We start from the raw sequence: 23,725 nt of genomic DNA on the forward strand, positions 1-23,725 counted from the left end.
GACCGCGGCCGGACCCTGTCTGCGGGCCATTTTATCGGCCCGTCCTGCGGGGGCGGTCCGCCGACCAGCCGCCCCGACCCGTCGTGCCCTGGACGGCCGCGGCTGGTCAGCCGCCCTGGACGGCTCGGTAGAAGACGGTGATGAGCGCCGTGACGGCTGCGACGCCGACGACGAGGGCGGTGACGGCGAGGACGCGGAGGCGCTTCTTGCGCGAGGTCGTCGGCACGAGCGAGGGGCCCCACTCCCCCAGGCGGGGGCGCACCCTCACCGGCGCGTCGCCGGTGAGGTCCAGATCGGAGGAGAACGTGGCCATGGCGGCGATTCTAGCCGCCCGGTCCCACCCGGACGCCCGGGGCCGTTCAGGCCCCGGCGTCGTCGGCGACCCCGGCCAGTGCGCGCAGGATGCGCCACTGGCCGTTCTCGGAGGCCCCGGCCAGCCCGCACGCCGGGGTGAGAGCCCAGTCAGCCGGGCGCGGCGAGTCCTCCGCGACGTCCAGGCCGGCGCGGGCCCTCGCGAACCGGCGGGCGAGATCCGCGACGTCGGGCTCCTCCTCGTCCGCGCCGACCAGCCCCAACCACGGGCTCCGGTCGGGTGCGGCGTCGCACCAGGCGGCGAGCTCGTCCCAGCGGCCCCCGGCCCAGGCCCGCACGTCGAGGCTCAGCGCGTCGGCGCCTGCCGCCCCGAGCACGTCGAGGTGGGGGTCGTCGGCGCAGCAGTGGAGGGCGACCAATTCTCCCCCGGCCCGGGCCGCGTCCACGGCGTCGGCGAGGACGCCCCGGGCCCGCTGGCCGTCGACGGGGTCCAGCCGGTGGCGGCCCGACTCGTCGGGCACCTCGCCGTCGAGCACCATGGCGAGGCACGGCTCGTCGATCTGGACGGCGACGGGGCGCTCGGCCAGGCGCGCAGTCCCCCTCACGAAGTCGCCGACCCCGGCCGTCCAGGACTGGGCGATGTCGCGGAGCGCGCCGGCGTCGCCGACCGCCCGGCCGCCACGGGGCAGGCCGAGGCGGGCCGCCAGGGTGAGCGGGCCCGCGACGGTCAGGGTGGGCGTGCCGGGCCAGTCCGCCAAGTGCTCGACGAAGATCTCCCGGTCGTCGCCGAGCATGCGGCGAGCGCGTCGCCCGATGAGCGAGGGCCCCTGGGCCAGACGCCAGCCCGAGGGCTGCAGGTCGACCGGCAGCCCCGGCAACAGGCTCGCCGCGCGCCCGATCATGTCGGCGCCGGGGCCCCGTGCAGGCAGTTCGGGCATCGGGGCGCGTCCGACGAGCTCGCCGAGCACGGCGCGGCAGCAGGCCGCGTAGTCGTGACCGGCGAAGGAGCCGAGCGCGGTGGCGATCATGCGCGCACCGCCCCCGCTCCGGGACCACCGGACGCCCCTGCGCGGCGGGTCGCGGTGATCTCCGCGCAGCCCCGCACGACGTCGCCGTCGTAGAGCACGACGAACTGGCCCGGCGCGACCGAGGGGACCGGCTCATCGAAGACGACGCGCACGCGCTCGTCGTCGTGGTGCACGACAGCGGGGCAGGCGGCGCCGTGGGCCCGGAACTGGGCCGCGCCGTGCCAGCCGTCGGGCAGTGGCGGGCCGGTGAGCAGCAGCCGCTCGGCGACCAGCTCGTCGACGAGCAGCGCGTCGGCCGGGCCGACGCGCACGATGTTCGCGCCGGCGTCGATGCCGGTGACGTAGCGCGGCGCGCCGTCGGCCGCCGGGCGGGTCAGGCGCAGGCCCCTGCGCTGGCCGATCGTGAAGTGGTGGGTCCCCGCGTGGTGGCCGATGACGACGCCGTCGGCGTCCACGATGTCGCCCGGGCGCTCGGGCAGGCGCCCGGCGGGGAAGCGGCCGGCCCCGCCAGCGGTGACGAAGCAGATGTCGGTGGAGTCGGGCTTGTCGGCCACCGGCAGCCCGAGGCGGGCGGCCAGGGCGCGCACCTCGTCCTTGGAGGCGAGTTCGCCGAGCGGGAACACGAGTCGGGCGAGGCTCTCCTGGTCGAGGACGGCGAGCACGTAGGACTGGTCCTTGCGCCGGTCCGCCGCGCGGCGCAGCTCGGCCGGGCCCTCCTCCGACCGGGTGATCCGCGCGTAGTGTCCCGTTGCGACGGCGTCGAATCCCTCGGCGCGGCTCATGGCCAGCAGCCCGGCGAACTTCACGCCGCGGTTGCAGCGCAGGCAGGGGTTGGGCGTGCGCCCTTGCGTGTAGGAGTCGACGAAGTAGTCGACGACGCGCTCGGCGAAGGGCCCGCACAGGTCCCGGACGACCAGGTCGATGCCGAGGCGCTCGGCGACCCGCCGGGCGTCGTCGGTCTCGGGCACCGACGCCGTCCCCATGAGCAGGTGGACGCCGACGACCTCGTGGCCCTGCGCCTGGACGAGGGCGGCGGCGACCGCCGAGTCGACGCCGCCGGACACGGCCACCGCAATGCGCATCTGGGCAACTCCTGGAACTGGTCGGGATCGGTTCGCGGCGCGCTCAACGGCGCCGGCGGACACACGCGCAATCCTGGCATACGTGCATACCGGTCGCCACCGCCGACTAGACTCTCACGCTGTGCGTGGGCGGCCCGCGCACAGCACATGGAACCCCGCGCCGCCAGCTCGAAAGAGCCGCCAGCCGGAAAGAGCAGTGACGATGACCCTCTCGCCCGAGCACAACGGACCCGCCCTCGGCGCGGTGCTCACCGATGACGGCTGCACCTTCGCCCTCGTGGCACCGCGCGCCGAACGCGTCGAGCTCGCCCTCGTGAGGGACGACGGCACGACGATCCGCAACGTCGACATGACCAACGACAACGGCACTTGGCGCGCCGCCGTCAGGGGCGTCGTCGCCGGGCAGCGCTACGGCTACCGGGTCCACGGCGAGTGGAACCCCGATGCGGGTCTGCGCGCCAACCCGGCCAAGCTCCTCGTCGACCCCTACGCCAGAGCGGTCACCGCCGGCGTCGACTACACCGGCCCCATCTTCGACCACACCGCGGAGTCCTACTACGAGCCGGACACCCGCGACTCCGCCCAGTCCGTGCCGCTGTCCGTCGTCGTGGCGGACTCCCCCGCCCCCGAGCCGATCGCCCGGCGCCTGCCCCTCGAGCAGTGCGTCGTCTACGAGACGCACGTCAAGGGCTTCACGATCATGCACCCGTCGGTGCCCGAGCACCTGCGCGGGCGCTACGCGGGGCTGGCCTACCCGGCAGTCATCGAGCACCTCACCGAGCTCGGCGTCAACGCGATCGAGCTGTTGCCCATCCACCAGTTCGTCTCCGAGCCCTTCATCATGGGCCGCGGCCTGTCGAACTACTGGGGCTACAACACCCTGGCCTACTTCGCCCCGCACGGCGCGTACTGCTCGGTGGGCACCGAGGGCGACCAAGTGCAGGAGTTCAAGAACATGGTGAGCGCCCTGCACCGCGCCGGCATCGAGGTCATCCTCGACGTCGTCTACAACCACACCTGCGAGGGCAGTCACGAGGGCCCGACGCTGAGCTTCCGCGGCATCGACCACAAGGGCTACTACCGCCTCACCGACGACCTTCGCAACGACTACGACGTCACCGGTTGCGGCAACTCGGTCGACACCGGTCACGAGGAGGTCCTCGACCTCATCCACGAGTCGCTGCGCTACTGGGTCACGCAGATGGGCGTCGACGGCTTCCGCTTCGACCTCGCCACCACCCTCATCCGCGACAGCGCCCACGGCGTCGACCAGAACCACGAGTTCAAGAAGCGCCTGGCCGCCGACCCGGTCTTCGACGGCATCAAGCTCATCGCCGAGCCCTGGGACATGGGCCCCTACGGCTACCAGGTCGGACGCTGGGGCAGGGGCTGGAGCGAGTGGAACGACCGCTACCGCGGCTACATGCGCGACTACTGGCGCTCCATGGTGCACGGCGTCAACGAGCTGGCCTCCCGGGTCGCCGGCTCGCCCGACATCTTCGACAACGACGAGCGCCCGCCGTCCAGCACGATCAACTTCATCGATGCCCACGACGGCTTCTGCCTGCGCGACCTCGTCAGCTACGACGGCAAGCACAACGAGGCCAACGGCGAGGACAACCGCGACGGCTCCGACGACAACCGCTCCTGGAACTGCGGGGCCGAGGGCGAGACGGACGATCCCGGCGTCAACGCGCTGCGCCACCGCCAAGTGCGCAACATGCTTGCGGGCCTCATCATGTCGGACGGCACGCCGATGTTCTGCGCCGGCGACGAGATGGGCCGCACCCAGCAGGGCAACAACAACGCCTACTGCCAGGACAACCAGATCAACTGGGTGCACTGGGACCTGCTCGACCAGTGGGCCGACGTCTTCGCGACGGCCAAGCGGTTCATCGCGCTGCGCCGCTCCTCGCCGCTCCTGCAGGCCGACGACTACCACTACCGCACCGAGGTGACGGACGCCGACGGCAAGGGCCTGGGCCGCTACGAGATGGCTTGGATGAACGGCTACAGCGGCGAGATGGGCGAGGCCGACTGGAACGACGGCGGCCGACGGCTGCTCGGCAAGTACGTCTCCAACGCCACCGACGAGGCCTTCCTCATCTGGTTCTACTCGGGGGACCAGCCCGTCGAGGTCACCACTCCCCCGGTCCCGTGGGGCACGAGCTACCGGATCGTCGCCTCGACCGCCGACGAGGGCGAGCTGCCCACCGAGGCGCTGGGCCCGCAGGCAGACTTCACGCTCCCCGGCCGCACGGTCGTCGCGATGCGGGTGACGGTCCCCACGACGAGGGCGCAGGTGGACGAGCTCGAGGGCATCACGACCGCCCCCGCCGACGCCGCCCAGGACGGGCCGGCCGAGCAGCCCCAGCAGGACGCGACCGCCGAGCAGACTCCGGAGAGAACCGCCGGATCCGCTCAGGACGCGCCGGCCCCCCAGTGACGGCGTGCCGGGGCGGGCGGCGCCGAGGAGGACGAACGACGAGGGGGCGGTTCCCGGGGCCGCCCCCTCGTCGGTGGGACGATCAGGACTCGAGGGCCGCCCCGTTGGCGACCGCGGCCAGGCCCAGCTCGGCGGAGCTCGCCATGAGCGCGTTCTTCGGCACGACGCGCACGGTGTAACCGACCGGGCCTGCGAAGTGCGAGACGGCGCGCACGCTGAACTCCTGCGCGTCGCCCTCGGTGCGCCCGGTCGGGGCCAGCTCGTTGATGCGCACGTGGTGCATCTCGTCATCGGCGTCGACGTCGCCGGAGACCAGCTGGACCGAGACGTCCTCGGCCGTCAGCTCGCCCAGGCGCACCCACGCGGTGAAGAGGTTCTCGGCGCCGACCGGGACGGGGTTCGGCAGGTCGGAGACGACCCGCTCGACGGCCACGCCGGACCACACGGTACGCACCTCGCGCTTCCACTCCGCGAGCTCACCGGCGACGCCGTCGGCGGTGAGGGCGCGCGAGGAGCGCGCGGCCGGCGTGTAGTACCAGGTCGTGTAGTCGCGCACCATGCGGCTGGCGAGGATCCTCGGCCCGAGGTCGGAGATCGTCTCGCGCATCATGCGCAGCCACGCGGTGGGCAGGCCATTGGCGTCGCGGTTGTAGAATTTCGGCACGACCTCGTTCTCGATGAGCTCGTACAGGGCCTCGGCCTCGGCGGCGTCGCGGGCGACCGGGTCCGCGATCGTGTTCGCGGAGGGGATCTCCCAGCCGAAACGGGGCTCGTACCACTCGTCCCACCAGCCGTCGCGCACCGACAGGTTGGCGGCGCCGTTGAGGGCGGCCTTCATGCCGGAGGTCCCGCAGGCCTCGTAGGGGCGCAGCGGGTTGTTCAGCCAGACGTCGCAACCGGGGTACAGCGGGCGGGCCATCGAGATGTCGTAGTCGGGCAGGAAGACGAGCTTGCCGCGCACCTGCGGGTCGTCCGCGAACTGCACCATCTGCTGGATGAGGCCCTTCCCGATGTCGTCGGCCGGGTGGGCCTTGCCGGCGATGACGAACTGCACGGGCCGCTCGGGATCGTTGAGCAGCCTCTTGAGGCGCTCGGGCTGGCTCAGCATGAGGGTGAGGCGCTTGTAGGAGGCGCCGCGACGGGCGAAGCCGATCGTCAGGGTGTTGGGGTTGAGGGCCCCGGGCACCCAGTCGGCGTTCACGCCGCGCACCTCGCAGCTCTTCTCGAGGCGTTCGCGCGCCATCGAGATCATCTCGGCGCACATGCGGCGCTTGAGCGACCACAGCGAGGCGTCGTCGACGCGGTCGAGGGCTCTCCAGTCGTAGCCGTCGACGACGGACTCGGCATCGCTGGTCCTCGCCTCGAGGAGCTCAAGCAGGTCGGGGTGGATCCACGTGGGGTGGTGGACGCCGTTGGTGACCGAGCCGATCGGCACCTCGGTGACGTCGAAGTTCGGCCACAGACCCTGGAACATCTCGCGGCTCACCTTGCCGTGGAGCAGGGAGACGCCGTTGGAGCGCTGGCCCAGGCGCAGGCCCATGACGGCCATGTTGAAGCGGGACGGGTCGCCGCCGGGGTAGTCCTCGGCCCCGAGCGCGAGGATGCGGTCGAGCGGCAGCGGCCTGAAGTCGCTGAACTGGTCGGCGACCTGGTTCTGCCCGAAGCGGTCGATGCCGGCCGGGACGGGCGTGTGGGTGGTGAAGAGCGTGCCGCCGCGGGTCATCTCGAGGGCGGTGTCGAAGTCCGCGCCGTCGTCCATGAACTCGCGGATGCGCTCCAGACCGAGGAAGCCGGCGTGGCCCTCGTTGCAGTGGAAGACGTCGGGCTCGGAATGGCCGGTCAGGCGGCAGAAGACGCGCAGGGCCCGGACCCCGCCGACGCCGAGGAGCGTCTCCTGGGCCAGCCGGTGATTCGAGTCGCCGCCGTAGAGCCGGTCGGTGATGTCGCGGGCCTGCTCGTCGTTGCTCTCGACGTTCGTGTCCATGAAGAGCAGCGGCACGCGGCCGACCTGGGCCGTCCACAGCTGGGCGCGGACGGGCCGGTGGCCCACCGTGATCTCGATGCCGGCCTGCTCCTCGCCGTCCATGAGGGGGCTGATCGGCAGTTCGTGCGGGTCGAGGACCGGGTAGTACTCCTGCTGCCAGCCCGAGGCGTTGAGGCTCTGCCGGAAGTAGCCCTGCGCGTAGAGCAGGCCGACGCCGATGATCGGCACGCCGAGGTCGGAGGCCGCCTTGAGGTGGTCGCCGGCGAGGATGCCGAGACCGCCGGAGTACTGGGGCAGCACGGAGGTGATGCCGAACTCGGCGGAGAAGTATCCGATGGAGGCGGGAGCGCCCTCCGTCTTGGCGGCGAAGCCCTGGAACCAGCGGTCGCCGTTCATGTAGTCGTCCAGATCGCGCTGGACGAACTCGAGGTGGCGCAGATAGCGGCGGTCGCCCGCGAGCGTGTCGAGCCGCTCGCGCGAGACGGTTGCCAGCAGCTTCAACGGGGAGTGGCCGGTGGCCTCCCACAGCTCGGAGTCGAGGGACTCGAAGAGCTCCTGGGTCTCCGGGTGCCACGCCCAACGCAGGTTCAGCGCCAGGTCGTGCAGCGGCTCGAGGGGCTCGGGCAGGACCGGCTGGACAATGAATCTTCTGATAGCTCGCACCCTCCAAGGCTATCGGGCGCGCGACCGGGAGGTGCCGGGCCGCCCATTCGTCCAGCATGTGGGAGTCGGGGCGGACCGGATCGGGTCAGCGCGCGTCGGCGACTCGGTCGGGCCGGCCGGACTGTAGCGTAGATGCGTGTTCAGCAAGTGGAAGTGGCGCTCCCAGCGCCCCGACGAGAACCCTCAGCAGCCCCCGGCCGAACCCGCCGCGGCCCCGGCCCCTGCGCCCGTGAGCGGGTCGGCACCCCAGGCGCAGGCTCCCGCCCCGGAGCCCGAGCGGCCGCGCCACGTGGCCCCCGAGACGGCCGTCGAGCCCGCCGAGGACCCGACCCGCATCCCCGTCCCGCCGCGTCGGGGCGTGCCGAACGGCTTCGGGCGCCTCCCGATCCACAACGTCTCCCCCGTTGTCGAGAACGGCGCCTACCCGGCCAAGGCCGTCGAGGACGAGACCATCACCGTTCGAGCGAACATCTTCCGCGAGGGGCACGACGCCCTGGGCGCCTGCGTCGTCCTCACCGATCCGACGGGCGCCGAGCAGCGCGTCGACATGGCCCAGGTCGAGCCCATGGGCCTGGACATCTGGACCGCCCGGGTGCCGCTGGGGGCGCCGGGCGACTACAGCTTCCGCATCGAGGCCTTCGACGACCGCTGGCGCACCTGGCGCCACAACGCCGCCATCAAGGTCGCGGCCGGCATCGACATCCCCCTCGTGTGCGCCGAGGGCCGCCTCATGCTGGACGAGGCCGCCGAGGCGGCCCGCACCCAGGGCGCCGAGGACGACGCCGCCGTGCTGTCCGACGCCGCCCGGCGCCTCGACCCCCGGGCGCCGGCCAGGCAGCTGGGCGAGGTCGCGTCCGACACGGCCGTCGGCGTCGGCATGGGTCGCTGGCTCCCCCGCCGCCTGCTCACCCCGACCGACGAGTTCCCGCTCGTCGTGCACCGCCGCGGAGCCCAGTTCTCCAGCTGGTACGAGTTCTTCCCGCGCTCGGTCGGGGCCGTCCGCCACGGGGATGGCTCGTGGACCTCGGGTACGCTGCGCTCCAGCGAGCGGATGCTCGAGCGCATCGCCGCCCTGGGCTTCACCGTCGCCTACCTGCCGCCGATCAGCCCGATCGGGCACGCCTACCGCAAGGGCCCGAACAACTCCCTGGCGGCCGGCCCGAACGACCCCGGCTCCCCCTGGGCGATCGGCTCGGCGGCCGGCGGGCACGACGCCGTCAACCCGGAGCTGGGCACCATCGAGGACTTCGACCACTTCGTCGCCCGCGCCCACGAGCTGGGGCTCGAGGTCGCCCTGGACTTCGCCCTGCAGGCCTCGCCGGACCACCCGTGGGTCGTCGAGCACCCGGAGTGGTTCACCACCCGTGCTGACGGCACCATCGCCTACGCCGAGAACCCGCCGAAGAAGTACCAGGACATCTACCCGATCAACTTCGACAACGACCCGGAGGGCATCTACAACGAGGCGCTGCGCCTGGCCGAGTTCTGGATCGGGCACGGCGTGACGATCCTGCGCGTCGACAACCCGCACACGAAGCCGGTCGACTTCTGGGCCTGGTTCGCCCATCATCTGCACGAGCGCCACCCCGAGGTCATCCTCCAGGCCGAGGCCTTCACCCGCCCGGAGATGATGCACGCCCTGGCCAAGGTCGGCTTCCACCTGTCGTACTGCTACTATCCGTGGCGCAACACCAAGGACGAGCTGGGCCAGTACCTCACGGAGCTGTCGACCGAGTCGGTGGACTTCTTCCGCCCGAACTTCTTCACCAACACCCCGGACATCAACCCGCTGTTCACGCGCTCGGGCAATCCGGCCGCCTTCGCGATCCGCATGATCCTCGCCGCGACGATGAGCCCGGCCTGGGGCGTCTACTCGGGCTTCGAGCTGTGCGAGCACGAGCCGCTCAGAGCGGGCGGCGAGGAGTACCTGAACTCCGAGAAGTACGAGTTCCGCCCGCGCGACTACGACGCCGAGCCCAATCTCAACGGCCTGCTCGCCAAGCTCAACTCGATCCGCGCCGCCCACCCCGCCCTGCAGCAGATGCGCGGCACCAAGGTGCTCGAGACGAGCAGCGACAAGGTCTTCGCCTTCGCCAAGCGCGACGGCTGGGACCGCGTCGTCACCGTCGTGAGCCTGGACCCCGACGAGGGCGTCGACGCCGAGGTCCGCGTCGACCTCGGCTGGCTCGGCCTCGACCCCGGGCGCGGCATCCGCGTCCACGACGAGCTGACCGGCCAGGACTTCGACTGGGGCGCCGTCGACTACGTCCGCCTGTGGCCGGCCCAGCCGGCCCACGTCCTGTCGGTCTCGCCCGTCCAGCTCTGACCGGCGACGAGCCGGACGAGCCACCGGTGTGCACCGCCCGTCCGACGCTGCACCCCCACCCAGCACACGGACAACATCTCAGGAGATGGTGACGATCACTGCCGTCGAACCGAACGGACGGGCGAACGGGCCGGCCCCCGGAGGATCGGAGCTGGTCGACTACGACGCCCAACTGGAACTGGCCCTGGCCCTCACGAAACCGAGCGGTGCGATCGACCCGAACGACACCTCGTGGTTCCGGACGGCCGTCTTCTACGAGGTGCTCGTCCGCTCGTTCGCCGACTCCGACGACGACGGCCTCGGGGACTTGGCGGGCCTGACCCGCCACCTGGACTACCTCCAGTGGCTGGGCGTCGACTGCCTGTGGCTCCCGCCCTTCTTCAGCTCCCCGATGAGCGACGGCGGCTACGACGTCTCCGACTTCCGCTCGGTGCAGCCCGGTCTCGGCACCCTGGAGGGGTTCGGCGAGTTCATCGACGCGGCCCACGACCGCGGCATGCGGGTGATCATCGACTTCGTCATGAACCACACCTCGAGCAGCCACCCGTGGTTCCAGGCCTCCCGCACCGACCCCGACGGCCCCTTCGGCGACTACTACGTGTGGCGCGACGAGCCCGACGGCTATCCCGACGCGCGCATCATCTTCCTCGACACCGAGACCTCGAACTGGACCTGGGACGAGGTGCGCGGCCAGTACTACTGGCACCGCTTCTACTCCCACCAGCCCGATCTCAACTACGAGAACCCGAAGGTGCTGGCCGAGATGCTCGACACCCTGCGCTTCTGGCTGGGCTTCGGCGTCGACGGGCTGCGTCTCGACGCCGTGCCCTACCTGGTCGAGGCCGAGGGCACGAACTGCGAGAACCTGCCCGGCACCCACGCCGTCCTCAAACGGGTGCGCCGGATGATCGAGAACGAGTTCCCCGGCCGCATCCTGCTGTGCGAGGCGAACCAGTGGCCCCATGACGTCATCGAGTACTACGGCGACGGCGACGAGTGCCAGATGGCCTTCCACTTCCCCGTGATGCCCCGTCTCTACATGGCCATGGAGCGTCACACCCGCGAGGCGGTCACGACGATCCTCGCCTCGACGCCCCCGCTGCCCGACGGCTGCCAGTGGGGCGTCTTCCTGCGCAACCACGACGAGCTGACCCTCGAGATGGTCACCGAGGACGATCGCCGGTACATGTGGCGTCACTACGCGCCCGATCCGCGCATGCGGCTGAACCTGGGCATCCGTCGGCGCCTGGCCCCCCTCATGGGCGGCGACCAGGACAAGATCCGCCTCATGCACGCGATGCTGCTGTCCCTGCCCGGCTCCCCCGTGCTCTACTACGGCGACGAGATCGGCATGGGCGACGACGTCGGCCTGCCCGACCGCGACGGGGTGCGCACCCCGATGCAGTGGACCGGCGAGAGCCGGGCGGGCTTCTCCCGCGCCGAGCCCGACGACTTCTACCTGCCGCTCATCGCCGACGGGCGCTACGACCCGCGCCACGTGAATGTCTACGACCAGCTGAACGACCCGACCTCGCTGCTGTTCTGGCTGCGCTCGATGCTCGCCACCCGGCGCGACAGCCCCGTCTTCGGCCTGGGCGGGTTCATGGACCTGGGCGGCGAGAACGACGCCGTGTTGAGCTATCTGCGTACCCTGGAGGGCGAGGACGGCACCTGCAGCGTCCTGTGCCTGAACAATCTCTCGCCGGAGCCGCAGGACATCCTGCTGTACCTGCCGGACTTCTCCGACTACCAGACCGTCGATCTCATCTCGGCCCGGCGCCACGAACCGGTCGGCTCCGACCACGAGTTCAGGCACCGTCTGCCGCCGTGGGGCTTCGCCTGGCTCCGGCTCGAGGAACCTCGGGAGGATGATGATGATGAGTGAGTTGCGGACCGATCCGCGGTGGGCCCACGCGCGGGGATCGCGCTGGTTCGCGGGCAAGGACGGCGGCGCCGAGCCGGTGTCCATCCGCCCGCTGGACTGGTTCGTCCCACCGGGCCGGGGCGGGCCCGCGGTCCGCACCGAGATCCTCTCGGTGGCCTACCCGGACGGGCGCACCGAGGACTACCAGCTGCTGCTCAGCTACCGGCCGGACCGTCTCGCCGGCGCCGTCCTCGGGAGCGGACCCGGCGGAGACCGGCGGTGGGTGCACGACGCCACCCGCGACCCGCAGGCCGTCCTCGCCCTCGTCGACGCGCTGAGGGGCGACGGGCGCGGCGCCGACTGGCAGGGGCGCCTCGCCGTCGACGCCCTGCCGGCGGACCCGCGGCCGGTGCGCCCCTTCGAGGGCGAGCAGTCCAACTCGACCGTCTTCCTCGGCGCCAGCGCCCTCATCAAGGTCATCCGCCGTCTCGAGCCCGGCCGCAGCATCGACATCGAGCTGCACGAGGCCCTGGCGAGAGCCGGCGTGCGCAGCACCGACGAGCTGCTCGGCTCGCTGAGCGCCACCCCCGGCGGCGGCGCGCGGGTCGACCTGGCGATGATCACGACCCGCATCGACGCCGCCCGGGACGGCTGGGCGCTGGCCACCGCCGAGGCCGCCGCGGGCCACGACTTCTCCGCCCACGCCGCCCGGCTCGGCCGCGCGCTGGGGCTGGTCCACGCGGCCCTCGCCGCCCAGCTCGGCACCGGCTCCCTGGACGGCGACGCCATCGCCGACGCCATGACCGCACGCCTCGCCGCCGCCGCGGACGAGGTCCCGGCACTGGCCGGGCACGAACGGCGGGTGCGCCGCCTCTTCGACGCCCTGCGCGGCCGGGAGCTGGCCTCCCAGCGCATCCACGGGGACTTCCACCTGGGCCAGACCCTGCTGGGGCGGGACGGATGGCACATCATCGACTTCGAGGGCGAGCCCCTCAAGTCGCTGGCCGAGCGCCGACGCCCCGACAGCCCGCTGCGCGATGTCGCCGGCATGGTCCGCTCCTTCGGATACGCCGCCGCCACCGCGACCGGGCTGGCCCCTGCCGATCGCGAGGACTGGGAGTTGACCTGCGTGAACGCCTTCGTCGGCGCCTGCGTGGACACCGACGAGCCGTTCGTCGGCCGAGACGATACGCTGAGTGCGTATGTGGCGGACAAAGCTGTCTACGAAGTGCTCTACGAGCACCGCAACCGGCCCGACTGGATCCACATACCGCTGAATGCTCTTGAGAGACTGGTCGCTCTCGGGACGTCCGACTAGCGCGCTCCCCCGCGCCACTGCAGAAAGGCTTGGCATGACTCGAACGAATTTCGGGAACCTGACCGGTCGGGACCTCGAGGGTTTCCACACCGGTGGCGACACCGAGGCCTGGCGGCGGCTCGGCTCCCACGTCGTCGAGGTCCAGGACCCGACCCGGGGAGCACTGCGCGGCACGCGTTTCGCCGTCTGGGCCCCCAACGCCCGCCGCGTCCAGGTGATGGGCGACTTCAACTGGTGGCAGGGCGACGACATGGAGCTCGTCCCCGGCTCCGGCGTCTGGGCGCTGTGGAAGGAGGACGTGCTCGAGGGCACGAGGTACAAGTACAAGATCCAGCACGCCGACGGCACCTGGCAGGAGAAGGTCGACCCCTACGCCTTCCACTCCCAGAGGCCCCCCGAGAACGCCTCCGTCGTCTGGACGTCCCACCACGAGTGGGCGCCGAGCGAGGACGAGTGGCTCGCCCGACGGGCCGCGGCCGACCCGTACCACTCCCAGATGAGCATCTACGAGCTCCACCTGGGCAGCTGGCGCAAGGGCCTGGGCTACACGCAGCTCGTCGAGGAGCTGCCCGAGTACGTCCGCTGGATGGGATACACGCACGTCGAGCTCATGCCCGTCATGGCGCACCCGCTGGCGGCCAGCTGGGGCTACCAGGTCACCGGCTACTACGCCGCCGACTCGCGCTACGGCGACCCCGACGAGCTGCGCGTGCTCATCGAGGCCCTCCACGCCGCCGGCATCGGCGTCATCCTCGACTGGGTGCCCGGCCACTTCCCCAGGGACGACTGGGCGCTCGGCCGCTTCGACGGCACGGCGCTGTACGAGCACGCCGATCCGAGGCAGGGCGTGCACCCCGACTGGGGCACCTACGTCTTCAACTACGGGCGCAACGAGGTCAAGAGCTTCCTCGTCTCGAACGCCCTGTACTGGGTCAGCGAGTTCCACATCGACGCCCTGCGCGTCGACGCGGTCGCCTCGATGCTCTACCTCGACTACTCCCGCAAGGAGGGCGAGTGGGTGCCCAACAAGTACGGCGGCCGCGAGAACCTCGAGGCCATCGACCTCCTGCGCTACGTCAACAAGCACCTGTACGAGCGTCAGCCGGGCGTCATGATGATCGCCGAGGAGTCCACGAGCTTCCCCGGGGTCACCAAGCCGGTGCACGAGGGCGGCCTGGGCTTCGGCTTCAAGTGGAACATGGGCTGGATGAACGACTCGCTCGAGTACATCGAGCTCGACCCGATCTACCGGCAGTACCACCACAACGAGATGACCTTCGCGATGGTGTACGCCTACTCGGAGAACTACATCCTGCCGATCAGCCACGACGAGGTCGTCCACGGCAAGGGCTCCATGGTCAACAAGGTGCCCCAGGACGACTGGCGCAAATTCTCCACCCTGCGCACCTTCTACTCGTTCATGTGGGCCTTCCCCGGCAAGCAGCTGCTGTTCATGGGCCAGGAGTTCGGCGAGCGCGCCGAGTGGAACGAGGAGGCCGGCCTCGAGTGGTGGGTCGACGGCATGCAGTGGCACAAGGGCCTGCGCGACATGATGCGCGAGATCAACCTGGTGCAGGCCGCCACGCCCGCCCTGTACGAGCGCGACTGCGAGCCCGACGGCTTCAGCTGGATCAACGCCAACGACTGGATGGCCAACACCTTCAGCTGGCTGCGCTACGGCGCCGACCACGAGCGCGAGATCGTCGCCTGCATGGCGAACTTCTCGCCGGAGCCGTACGAGCAGTACGCGATCCGGGTACCCAGGCCCGGCGTGTGGCGCGAGATCCTCAACACATCCGACACCAGGTGGGACGGCGACGGCGGCTACGAGAACGGCGTCCTGACCACCTTCGTCGGCGAGGACGGCACCGACCAGCTCATGGTGAGGGTGCCGCCGCTGTCCGGCCTGTGGCTGGCCTACGACCCGGTCGCCAGCGCCCATCAGGACCGCTGAGCAGCGGATCCGCGCTAGATTCGCAGCTGACGCCGACGGGCCCGACCCCTGAGGGGGCCGGGCCCGTGCCCGTCGCGGCGAGGGATCGGGAGGGGTCCACCATGACTGACGGTTTCCAGGTGCGCGTCGTCGCCGAGGGCGACGTCGGGGTCCTGCACTGGTCGGGCTACGCCGATCAGCCGACCCTCGACGAGGCCGTCTCGCTGGCGGCCGACGACTCCCTCATCGGCCGGGGCCTGCGCCGGGTCGAGGCGAGCATCCCCGCCACCGACAGGGCCGCTCAGCGCGCCCTCCACAAGGCCGGTTTCCGGCGCGAGGGGCGCCGCCGCCGGGTCGTGCCCGACGGCAGCGGCGGCTACACGGACGCTCTGCTGTACGCGCGCCTCATCGAGGACCAAGTCTACGGCATGGGCGCCATGACGGCGATCATGGACTCGGTCATGCCGACCCACCGCGTCATCGGCCACGTGCTCGTCCGCGACGAGACCGGTCGGGTCCTGTTCGTCGAGCCGACCTACAAGGACCACTGGGAACTTCCCGGCGGCGTCGTCGAGGCGAACGAGTCGCCGCGCGCCGGCGCGCTCCGCGAGGTCCGCGAGGAGCTCGGCGTCGAGATCGCCCTCGGCGCCCCGCTCGTCGCCGACTGGATGCCGCCCTACTTGGGCTGGCACGACGCCCTCGAGTTCATCTTCGACGGCGGACGCCTGGCGGCCGGGGCCGTCGAGGACTTCGTGCCCCCGCCCGAGGAGATCCGCGGCTACCACTGGGCGGAGCCGGACGAAATCCCCTCGCGGGTCGAGGACTTCTCAGCCCGGCGCATCGCCGGCATCCTCGACGGCACCGGTCTGGGCTACACCGAGGCGGGCTCCCCCGTCGATCCGCGACCCGGCCCGCGGTGAGCGCGACGAAGTGGTGAGCGCCCCCTGCGAGCCGTCGCCTTGGCGTGTTCGGAGAATCTCGGGACCGCGGCCCCGGGCCGGGCGTCCCGAACAGGTGCGGGAGGGGTCAGGGGCCTCCCGGATGGGCGCGAGGAGTCCAAGAGCTGCCGTTGCGCCCCCTCGCACGACCCGTACATCGTCGTGTCATGACCGTTCCCGGAAAAGGAGGGGTGCTGACCGCCCTCGCCCTCCCCGTGGCCCTCTCCGGGTGCGCCGGGGAGCCGACGTCCTCGTCGTCCGCGGCAGATCCCTCCGCCTCGTCCCCGTCGAACCCCCGCTCGACTCCGACGGCGCGGTCCTCGTCCCCCGTCCGACGGCTCCTCCCGGCCCACTCCCGATCCCGACGACACCGATGGGGAGGGATCTCACGATCACCGACTTCTTCATGGTCGACGACGACATGACGGAGGACCTCCACGACGTGGCGACGCTGGGGGGCAGACAGAAGGCGATCGGCGGAGGGCTCTCCTACGGTGAGGCCGTCCTCGAGCTGGGACTCGCCATCTGCGCAGGAGCCTCTCTTTCAGCGCGGGTCAGGCGAATGACTCCCGCTCCTCGGACAACGTGCTCCGGATCGAGATCCACACGGACGGGGCGAGCGACCGACTCGTCGACATCGCTTTCGACGAGGTGAAGCCGATCGAGGTCGACGTCTCGAACGTGAACGCGCTCAAGATCGTCATGAAGTACCAGACTCACAGGGGCGACTCGTGCAGCTTCGACGGGTCGATCACCGGGGTTGTCCACGGGCTGCGCCTGAAGGCGCAGCCGCCATGCCCGCCTCGAGAAGTCCCGTCCCCGAGCACGACGAGGGGCCTGCGCAGGGCGCGAACGGCGCGCGAGGGCCCCGATCCCCATGGCCGAGGCCGCTGTCGGTCAGGGGAGGGCCTTCGGGTGGGCGACCATCATCACGTGCCTCACCGGCCTCGTCCAGCGCCGTCCTTCCCCCGGCGATGACGGCGGGAGGACGGTACCGGCCGTGCCTCGACCTCCGGGGCGTCGAGGCGTCCTTCGAGGAGCCCCACCGGACGGAGGTGTTCTACACAGGTACGGCGACCGTGGACCGTCGCGCCCGGTACGGGGAGTTCACCCGGCGCGGCCACACCGTGGACAGCGACCGGGTCCGGGTCGTGTCGGGGACCAGGGACGCGTCCGCGGCCTGCTGGGCGGAGACCATGGCCCCGGAGGATGAGCTGACCGCCTCCGTGCGGGCGCTGGGTTCAACGGCGCTGCCGATCGGCCGCTGAGCCGGTGCCCGGGGGCACGACGCGGAAGAGGCGGAGCACCCGGTTCGGGTCGCATTCCGGATCGCATGCCCGGTGCGGGCGGTCATTCCTCCGCAGAGCCCGGTCCCCGTCGTCATCGCCGCGCGGACCGGTCCACCCCCACGACGGCACGACCCGCCCGGATCCCGCATCATGGATCCGGGCTCCTCCGCGCGGCTCCTCGGGACACCGTCTGCGCCCTGCGGCGCCCGGGCCGACGTCGCTGCGACCGAGCCCGGGGGCGGGGACGACCGGGGGCCGGGCCCTCGGCCCGGCCCCCGGTGGAGCAGCGGTCAGCCCGCGAGGACCTCCGAGACCACCTGCCGGGCACCCTCCTGCAGCTGGGCCAGGTGCTCGGCGCTGCGAAAGGACTCGGCGTAGATCTTGTACTTGTCCTCGGTGCCCGAGGGGCGGGCCGCGAACCAGCCGCCGTCGGTCGTCACCTTGACGCCGCCGATCGCCGCGCCGTTGCCGGGGGCCTCGGTGTAGATGTGGGTGATCGGGTCGCCGGCGAGCTCGGTGGCCTTCACGTCGGCGGGTGAGAGGGCCTTGAGCCGGGCCTTCTGCTCACGGGTGGCGTCGGAGTCGACGCGGGCGTAGTGGTAGTCGCCGAACTCGGCGGCCAGCTTCGCGTAGTGCTGGCTCGGGGTCTGGCCGGTCCTCGCGGTGATCTCGGCGGCCAGGAGATCCATGATGAGGCCGTCCTTGTCGGTCGTCCACGTGGCGCCGCCGAGCTCGAGGAAGGAGGCGCCTGCGGACTCCTCGCCCCCGAAGCCGAGGTCGCCACTGATGAGGCCGGGGACGAACCACTTGAAGCCGACGGGCACCTCGACGAGCGTGCGACCGAGCTTGGCGGCCACGTTGTCGATCATCGAGCTGGACACGAGGGTCTTGCCGATGGCGGTGCCGGCGGGCCAGCCCGGACGGTTCCCGTACAGGTACTCGATGGCGACGGACAGGTAGTGGTTGGGGTTCATGAGGCCGGCGTCGGGCGTCACGACGCCGTGACGGTCCGAGTCCGCATCGTTGCCGGTGGCGATGTCGTACGCGTCCTTGTTGCGCACGAGCGAGGCCATGGCGTTCGGGCTCGAGCAGTCCATCCGGATCTTGCCGTCGGTGTCGAGCGTCATGAAGTACCAGGTGGGGTCGATGACCCTGTTGACGACGGTCATCGAGGGGATGAACCTCTCGGAGATGTACTCCCAGTACTGCTCCGAGGCGCCGCCGAGCGGGTCGGCCCCGATGCGCAGGCCCGAGGCCCTGATGGCCTCGATGTCGACGACGTTGACGAGATCCTCGCAGTAGGCGGTGCGGTAGTCGTGGCGCTCCACCTGGGAGGCGGCCCGCTCGTAGGGGATGCGCTCGATGGAGCCCGGGTCGGCGAGCAGCTCGTTGGCGCGGGCGGCGATCCAGCCGGTGGCGTCGGTGTCGGCCGGGCCGCCGTTCGGCGGGTTGTACTTGAAGCCGCCGTCGCGCGGCGGGTTGTGCGAGGGCGTCACGACGATGCCGTCGGCCAGGTCGGCGCTGCGGCCGCGGTTGTGGACGATGACGGCGCGCGACAGGGCCGGGGTGGGCGTGTACTCGTCCTCGCGCTCGGCGATGACGTGCACGCCGGCGGCGACGAGCACCTCGATGGCGGTCTTCCACGCCGGTAGGGACAGGCCGTGGGTGTCCTTCGCGATGAACAGCGGGCCAGTGGTGCCCTGCGAGGCCCGGTACTCGACGATCGCCCGGGTGATCGCCGCGATGTGCGCCTCGTTGAAGGCGCCGTCGAGGCTGGAGCCGCGGTGGCCCGAGGTGCCGAAGACGACCTGCTGGTCGGGATCGGCGGGGTCGGGCTTCATGTCGTAGTAGGCGCCGATCACTTCGTCGACGTTGATCAGATCGGAGGGGAGAGCCGGTTGCCCGGCGCGTTCATGTGCCATGGCCCCATTCTCTCTCACCCGGACCGCACCGCGCAGGGGGTTCGTGCAGCGACCCGGCCCCAATCGTCCCCCGATCCGGGGACCGACCGGACCCCGATCGCCCGGTGGAACAATGGATGCATGAGTCAACCGGTCAATCCGCACAGGGCCTCCGACGCGCCGCAGCGTCAGGGCGCCGCAGCACCCGCCGCCAACGCCTCGTTCAGTCGTCCCGGCGCCATCGATCTGTCCCAGCTGGCGGCCCGGGCCCCCGCCGAGCAGGACCCCTCCGGCCCGGCCGCCGGCGTGGGCAGCTATGCGGTCGAGGTCACCCAGGCCGAGCTGAATTCCGTGCTCCAGCAGTCCATGAACCACCCCGTGGTCATCGCGCTCCTGTCGGGCTCCGACCCGGGCTGCCGACGGTTCCGGGAGACGCTCACGAGAGTCTCCGACGGCGACGCGGGCCGCTGGCTGCTCGCCACCGTCGACGTCGACACCCAGCCGGGCATTGCCCAGGCCCTCGGTGTGCAAGCCGTCCCGACCGTCGTCGCGGTCATCGGCGGTCAGGTCGCCCCGCTCTTCCAGGGCACCGCCGACGAGCAGCAGGTCCGCGCCGTCATGAAGCAGGTGCTCGACATGGCCGTCGCCAACGGCGTGGCGGGCCGCGTCGCCCCCGTGTCGCACCCCGAGGACGGCCCCGATCCGCGCTTCGCCAGGGCCGACGACGCGATGGCCGCCGGCGACTACGCCACCGCCATCGCCGAGTACGACAGACTCCTCGCGGCGAACCCGAAGGACCACGAGGCGGCCGCCGCTCGGGCCACCGCCTCGATGCTCCTGCGCGGCGCCTCCGGCGACGCCCGGGACGCCGTCGCCGCCGCCGACGCCGATCCGCAGGACATCGACAAGGCGTTCGCCGCCGCCGACGCCCAGATCATCGCCGGCGACGCGGCCCGCGCCTTCGAGCGCCTCATCGGCCTCGTGCGCACCACCGCGGGCGAGGACCGGGAGCGCGTGCGCGTGCGCGTCCTCGAGCTCTTCGAGACGATGGACCCGGCCGACCCGGTGCTGCTGGCCGCCCGCCGCGACCTGGGCCGGGCGCTCTTCTGAGCGCCCCGTGCCCCGGCGCCGGGGCACGGGGTCCGCGGCCGGTCCCGCCGGGCCGGGGGCAGGGCCCGTGACCAATGCCGCCCGACGGCGCCAGGTCGGCCGGTCTGTGCGATGATGTCCCCATGGAAAACGAAGATCTCTTCACCTGCATCGACCATGTCGCCTACGCGTGCCCCGATGCCGACGAAGCCGCGAAGTTCTACATCGAGACCTTCGGCTGGCACGAGATCCATCGTGAGGAGAACCCCGACCAGGGGATTCTCGAGATCATGATGGCCCCCGCCGCCGAGCTGACCCCCGACATGACCCAGGTCCAGATGATCAGCCCGATCAGCGAGACCTCCACCACCGCCAAGTGGCTCGAGAAGAACAACGGCCGCGCGGGCCTGCACCACATGGCGTGGCGCGTCGACGACATCGACGCCGTGAGCGCCACCCTGCGCGAGCGCGGCGTGCGCCTGCTCTACGACGAGCCGCGGGTCGGCACCGGCGGCAACCGCATCAACTTCATGCACCCGAAGTCGGGTCGCGGCGTGCTCATCGAGCTCACCCAGTACCCGAAGAACTGAGTCCTCCCGAGCCCCGGCCGATGACGGTCCGGCGGCGGATCATCCGTGGCGCGCCCTGTCGAGGCGCGCCACGGTCGCGTCCGCGCCGCCATCGGCGCCCGGGGAGTGGCCCCGGACCCGGGTGCCCTGCGCCGCCGCCCCGCCGCTCGTGATGGTCCTCTCCCCCGCCGGACTGCCCGTACGATGGGGGAACGTGGTGGTCCGACCCAGACGGTCCGACCCATCGGCAGAAGGAGAGGCCGCCGTGGATGAGGAGAAGACGATGGGAACGGACCCGGCGCCCTTCTCGGATGACGTCCTCGAGGCCCTCAGGGGGATCGACGCACGGCTCGGCGCCCTCGAGGGACGCCTCGCATCCATCGAGGCGGGCCTGCACGCCGACGCCCCGCGGACGCATGCCCCGCCTGGTGGGGCGGCGGCGCCCGCCCCGACCCCGCCGGCGATGCCCGTGGTCCCGCCGGCGATGGGCGCCCCGGTCGTACCGCCACCGCCCCAGCGGACGGGCGTCCCGCCGCAGGCGCCGACCCCAGCCCCGGTCGCGATGCCAGGCCTCGCGGCCCCGGCGATGCCCGTCGTCCCGGCGATGGGCGCCCCGGCCGTGCCGCCACCGCCCCAGCGGACGGGCGTCCCGCCGCAGGCCCCGCCTCCGGGTCCCTGGACCGTGCCGCCTGCCGCCCCCTCGTGGACCGGCGCGCCCGGCCCCGTTCCCCGAGGGCAGGACCCCCTCACCGCGGCGCCGTCGCGCCCAGCCCGCACGGAGAGCCGCGTCGGCACGTACCTCCTCGCGGGCGCGGCGGCCCTCCTCGTCATCCTCTCGGGGGCGACCCTCGTCGCGATGCTCTGGGATGCGATCCCCGACACGGTCAAGGTTGGCGCGGTGCTGGCCCTCGGCGTCGGGCTCACCGCCACGGGGACGTGGCTGGCGCTGCGTCGGCATGTCAGCGGCCTCCACGCCGCGACGGTCATGGGGATCGGCGGCGGTCTCGGGTTCGTCGGGCTCATGGGGGCCTGTCTGCTGGGGATCGTCCCGGCCGTCCCCGCCTTCGCCGCGCTGGGCGCGTGGACCCTGGTGCTCATCGTCCTCGCCGCGTGCACCCGCCTCGTCCTCACGACGGTCATCGCCGCCCTCGGCGGCGTGGCGACGGCGGCGCTCGCCGCCGGGCAGGCCGCCGCGCGTCCCCAGGAGTCCCTGCTCGCCCTGCTCCTCATGGTCTCCTACGTCGGCGCGACGGCCCTCGCGTCGGCCGTCGTGGTCCGGGTCGTGCCGCCGACGGCACGACCCGCCCACCTCGTCGCGCCCCTCCTCCTCGTCGTCGTCACCGCGGTCCTCGCGCCCTTCGAGGGCGCCCACCGGATCTCAGTGCCGGGGACGGCCGCAGCCACGGGGCTGCTCGTCGGCGTCCTCGTCGCGCACCTGCTCGTCCTCACCGCCTGCGCCCGCGCCGCGCAGGACCTCCGGGAGGCTCCGCCGGCCGACCGGGACGGGCAGGGGCCGAGCCCGGCCGCTCGGCCCTCGAACCCGTGGGGGGCCGCCTGGCTGGGCGCGCCCCTCGTCCTCGCCGTCCTGTTCGTCCGCCTCATCGCCCTTCCGGACGCCCCGTTGGACTCGCGCACGAGCTCCCATCTGCTCCTGGCCGTGCTCGGCGCCGCCGCGCTCGCCCGGCTCCTGCCGGCCGTGCGCCCGACGTTCGCCGCATGGGCGGGCCACTGCCTCCTCGCCGCGGCTCTCCTGGCGGGGCTGATCGGCTCGCCCCTGGGCGGCCTGCCGGCGCCGCTGCTCGGCGAGCTCCTGCTCGTCGCCCTGCTCGCCGAGGTCTCGGTGCTCCTGGCCGGCGACGTGTCGGGGGCGTGGGTCCTCGGCCTCCTCGCGGTGCTCGTCCAGGCGGTGGCGGCGAACCGCTGGGACGACTCCGTCGTCGTCCTCGCCAACGCCCTCGCCGTCGTCTGCCTCGTCCTGCTCGCCGATCATCTCCTGCCGGGCAATGGCGCCGTGCGCCCGACCACCCTCGTCGTGGCGGCCCTGCTCGTGTGGCGGGTCCCCCTGACCGCCGCTGCGACGGCCGGCGGGCTCGGCCTCCCGCAGCGGTGGGTACCGGCCCTGGGCTGGGGGCTCTCGGCGGCCGCCCTCGTCCTGCTCGCCGCGCTCGGCCTGGGCCAGGGGCTGCACCGTCCCCTCGCCCTGCTCGCCGGCCGGCACGCCGGGGACCGCGCCCGGCCCGTCACCGGCACCGGCCGCACCCGTCCCTCCTCGTGGGCCTCCGTCATCCTCGCACTCGTCGCGTGGGCGTGGTCCTGGAACTGGACGCTGCTGGACGCCGCGGCGCCCGACGGGGTCGCCGCCGCGCAGGGCCAGCGCATCGTCCTCGGAGCGGCGACCCTCGCCCTCGCGGTCGCTGTCGTGTGGCTGCTGGCCCCACTGCTCGCGCTGCCGTTCCACGGCCTCGTCGCGGCCCTCGTCGGCACCTGGCTCGTGGTCGCGGCGACCCTCCTCGTGAGAGACACGGCCGTGACGGGCGCGGCCGCCGGGGTCGCGATGCTCGTCTCCGGGGCCCTGGCGATCGTCCTCGGTTTCCGCCGGAGGGCCCGGGCCGTGCGCCTCTACGGGCTGTGTCTCGTCATCCTCATGGTCCTCAGGTTCGCCTTCTGGGACCTCGGGGCGCAGAGCTCCCTCACGAGGGTCCTCGCGCTGCTCGTGGGCGGCCTCGTCTGCTTCGGGCTGTCCGTCCTCTACGCGCGGGCGGACGCCCAGTGGGGCGCCCCCTCCCCCGCCGCGCAGGCCGCGCCGCCGGCAGCCCAGCAGGCCGTGGCCTGGCAGCAGGGCCCCGCCCGGCCCCAGCAGCAGGGCGCCCCCGGGTGGGCGCCGCAGGGGCCGACGCCCTGGCCCGGCGGACCGCCGGTCCGGAACGGCGGCTGAGGGGCCGTGGGGCGCACCTGGTCCGGCGGACCGGGCGTCCCCGAACGG

Annotated in this window: 16 protein-coding genes; 10 read left to right on the forward strand and 6 right to left on the reverse strand. The window is 72.3% G+C overall.

The window, feature by feature from the left end; genetic code table 11:
- Window positions 1–106: 106 nt before the first annotated feature.
- The 3 genes from EGX94_RS00110 to mnmA are packed head-to-tail and all read right to left on the reverse strand — an operon-like array spanning window position 107 to window position 2,422.
- The gene (locus EGX94_RS00110; protein ID WP_021798570.1) at window positions 107–313 is read right to left on the reverse strand and encodes a hypothetical protein; all 207 of its coding nucleotides are present in this window, start codon (window positions 311–313) and stop codon (window positions 107–109) included.
- A gap of 46 nt (window positions 314–359) precedes the next feature.
- Entirely contained in the window at window positions 360–1,340 is a 981-nt protein-coding gene (locus tag EGX94_RS00115; RefSeq protein WP_028706031.1) for a uroporphyrinogen decarboxylase/cobalamine-independent methonine synthase family protein, read from the reverse strand.
- On the reverse strand, window positions 1,337–2,422 hold the full coding sequence (mnmA, locus tag EGX94_RS00120) for a tRNA 2-thiouridine(34) synthase MnmA (RefSeq protein ID WP_021797704.1): 1,086 nt from the start codon (window positions 2,420–2,422) through the stop codon (window positions 1,337–1,339). Before mnmA ends, EGX94_RS00115 begins: the two co-directional genes overlap by 4 nt.
- A 196-nt stretch (window positions 2,423–2,618) precedes the next feature.
- Here mnmA and glgX point away from each other — a divergent pair, with 196 nt between their 5' ends.
- Window positions 2,619–4,868, forward strand: coding sequence for a glycogen debranching protein GlgX (glgX, locus tag EGX94_RS00125; protein WP_021797707.1), 2,250 nt, complete (start codon window positions 2,619–2,621; stop codon window positions 4,866–4,868).
- An 82-nt stretch (window positions 4,869–4,950) separates the two neighbouring features.
- On the opposite strand, the gene glgP is transcribed toward glgX, so the two are convergent.
- The gene (gene glgP / locus EGX94_RS00130; protein ID WP_021797712.1) at window positions 4,951–7,515 is read right to left on the reverse strand and encodes an alpha-glucan family phosphorylase; all 2,565 of its coding nucleotides are present in this window, start codon (window positions 7,513–7,515) and stop codon (window positions 4,951–4,953) included.
- Window positions 7,516–7,651: 136 nt separating this feature from the next.
- Between glgP and EGX94_RS00135 the strand changes: the two genes are divergently transcribed.
- From EGX94_RS00135 to EGX94_RS14140, 5 genes are all read left to right on the forward strand, one after another.
- The gene (locus EGX94_RS00135; RefSeq protein WP_051245273.1) at window positions 7,652–9,841 is read left to right on the forward strand and encodes an alpha-1,4-glucan--maltose-1-phosphate maltosyltransferase; all 2,190 of its coding nucleotides are present in this window, start codon (window positions 7,652–7,654) and stop codon (window positions 9,839–9,841) included.
- A gap of 85 nt (window positions 9,842–9,926) precedes the next feature.
- Window positions 9,927–11,726 (forward strand): maltose alpha-D-glucosyltransferase, encoded by a 1,800-nt coding sequence (gene treS / locus EGX94_RS00140; RefSeq protein WP_051245272.1) that lies wholly within the window; start codon window positions 9,927–9,929, stop codon window positions 11,724–11,726.
- Window positions 11,719–13,023, forward strand: a complete 1,305-nt coding sequence (locus EGX94_RS00145) for a phosphotransferase (RefSeq protein WP_162142541.1) — start codon at window positions 11,719–11,721, stop codon at window positions 13,021–13,023. The genes treS and EGX94_RS00145 overlap by 8 nt, the downstream gene beginning before the upstream one ends.
- A 34-nt stretch (window positions 13,024–13,057) precedes the next feature.
- On the forward strand, window positions 13,058–14,977 hold the full coding sequence (glgB, locus tag EGX94_RS00150; RefSeq protein ID WP_021797708.1) for a 1,4-alpha-glucan branching protein GlgB: 1,920 nt from the start codon (window positions 13,058–13,060) through the stop codon (window positions 14,975–14,977).
- A gap of 101 nt (window positions 14,978–15,078) precedes the next feature.
- Window positions 15,079–15,876, forward strand: a complete 798-nt coding sequence (locus tag EGX94_RS14140; RefSeq protein WP_021797711.1) for an NUDIX hydrolase — start codon at window positions 15,079–15,081, stop codon at window positions 15,874–15,876.
- A gap of 572 nt (window positions 15,877–16,448) precedes the next feature.
- On the opposite strand, the gene EGX94_RS13225 is transcribed toward EGX94_RS14140, so the two are convergent.
- Complete coding sequence (locus EGX94_RS13225; RefSeq protein ID WP_155948329.1) at window positions 16,449–16,598, reverse strand: hypothetical protein; 150 nt, start codon at window positions 16,596–16,598, stop codon at window positions 16,449–16,451.
- Between the two features lie 351 nt (window positions 16,599–16,949).
- On the opposite strand from EGX94_RS13225, the gene EGX94_RS00160 reads away from it, so the two are divergent.
- A complete protein-coding gene (locus tag EGX94_RS00160; RefSeq protein WP_043149916.1) occupies window positions 16,950–17,162 on the forward strand; it encodes a hypothetical protein in 213 nt (70 codons plus the stop codon).
- Window positions 17,163–17,473: 311 nt separating this feature from the next.
- On the opposite strand, the gene pgm is transcribed toward EGX94_RS00160, so the two are convergent.
- Entirely contained in the window at window positions 17,474–19,105 is a 1,632-nt protein-coding gene (pgm, locus tag EGX94_RS00165) for a phosphoglucomutase (alpha-D-glucose-1,6-bisphosphate-dependent) (RefSeq protein WP_021797705.1), read from the reverse strand.
- Between the two features lie 120 nt (window positions 19,106–19,225).
- Here pgm and EGX94_RS00170 point away from each other — a divergent pair, with 120 nt between their 5' ends.
- The 3 genes from EGX94_RS00170 (at window position 19,226) to EGX94_RS00180 (ending at window position 23,677) form a co-directional block, all read left to right on the forward strand.
- Window positions 19,226–20,194: a tetratricopeptide repeat protein gene (locus tag EGX94_RS00170; RefSeq protein ID WP_021797703.1), complete on the forward strand. Its 969-nt coding sequence runs from the start codon at window positions 19,226–19,228 to the stop codon at window positions 20,192–20,194.
- Between the two features lie 122 nt (window positions 20,195–20,316).
- Complete coding sequence (mce, locus tag EGX94_RS00175) at window positions 20,317–20,763, forward strand: methylmalonyl-CoA epimerase (protein WP_021797710.1); 447 nt, start codon at window positions 20,317–20,319, stop codon at window positions 20,761–20,763.
- Window positions 20,764–21,007: 244 nt separating this feature from the next.
- Entirely contained in the window at window positions 21,008–23,677 is a 2,670-nt protein-coding gene (locus EGX94_RS00180; RefSeq protein WP_043149913.1) for a DUF2339 domain-containing protein, read from the forward strand.
- The last annotated feature ends 48 nt before the right edge of the window (window positions 23,678–23,725 follow it).

This window comes from Propionibacterium acidifaciens (assembly GCF_003798325.1).
Taxonomy (GTDB): Bacteria; Actinomycetota; Actinomycetes; order Propionibacteriales; family Propionibacteriaceae; genus Propionibacterium; species Propionibacterium acidifaciens.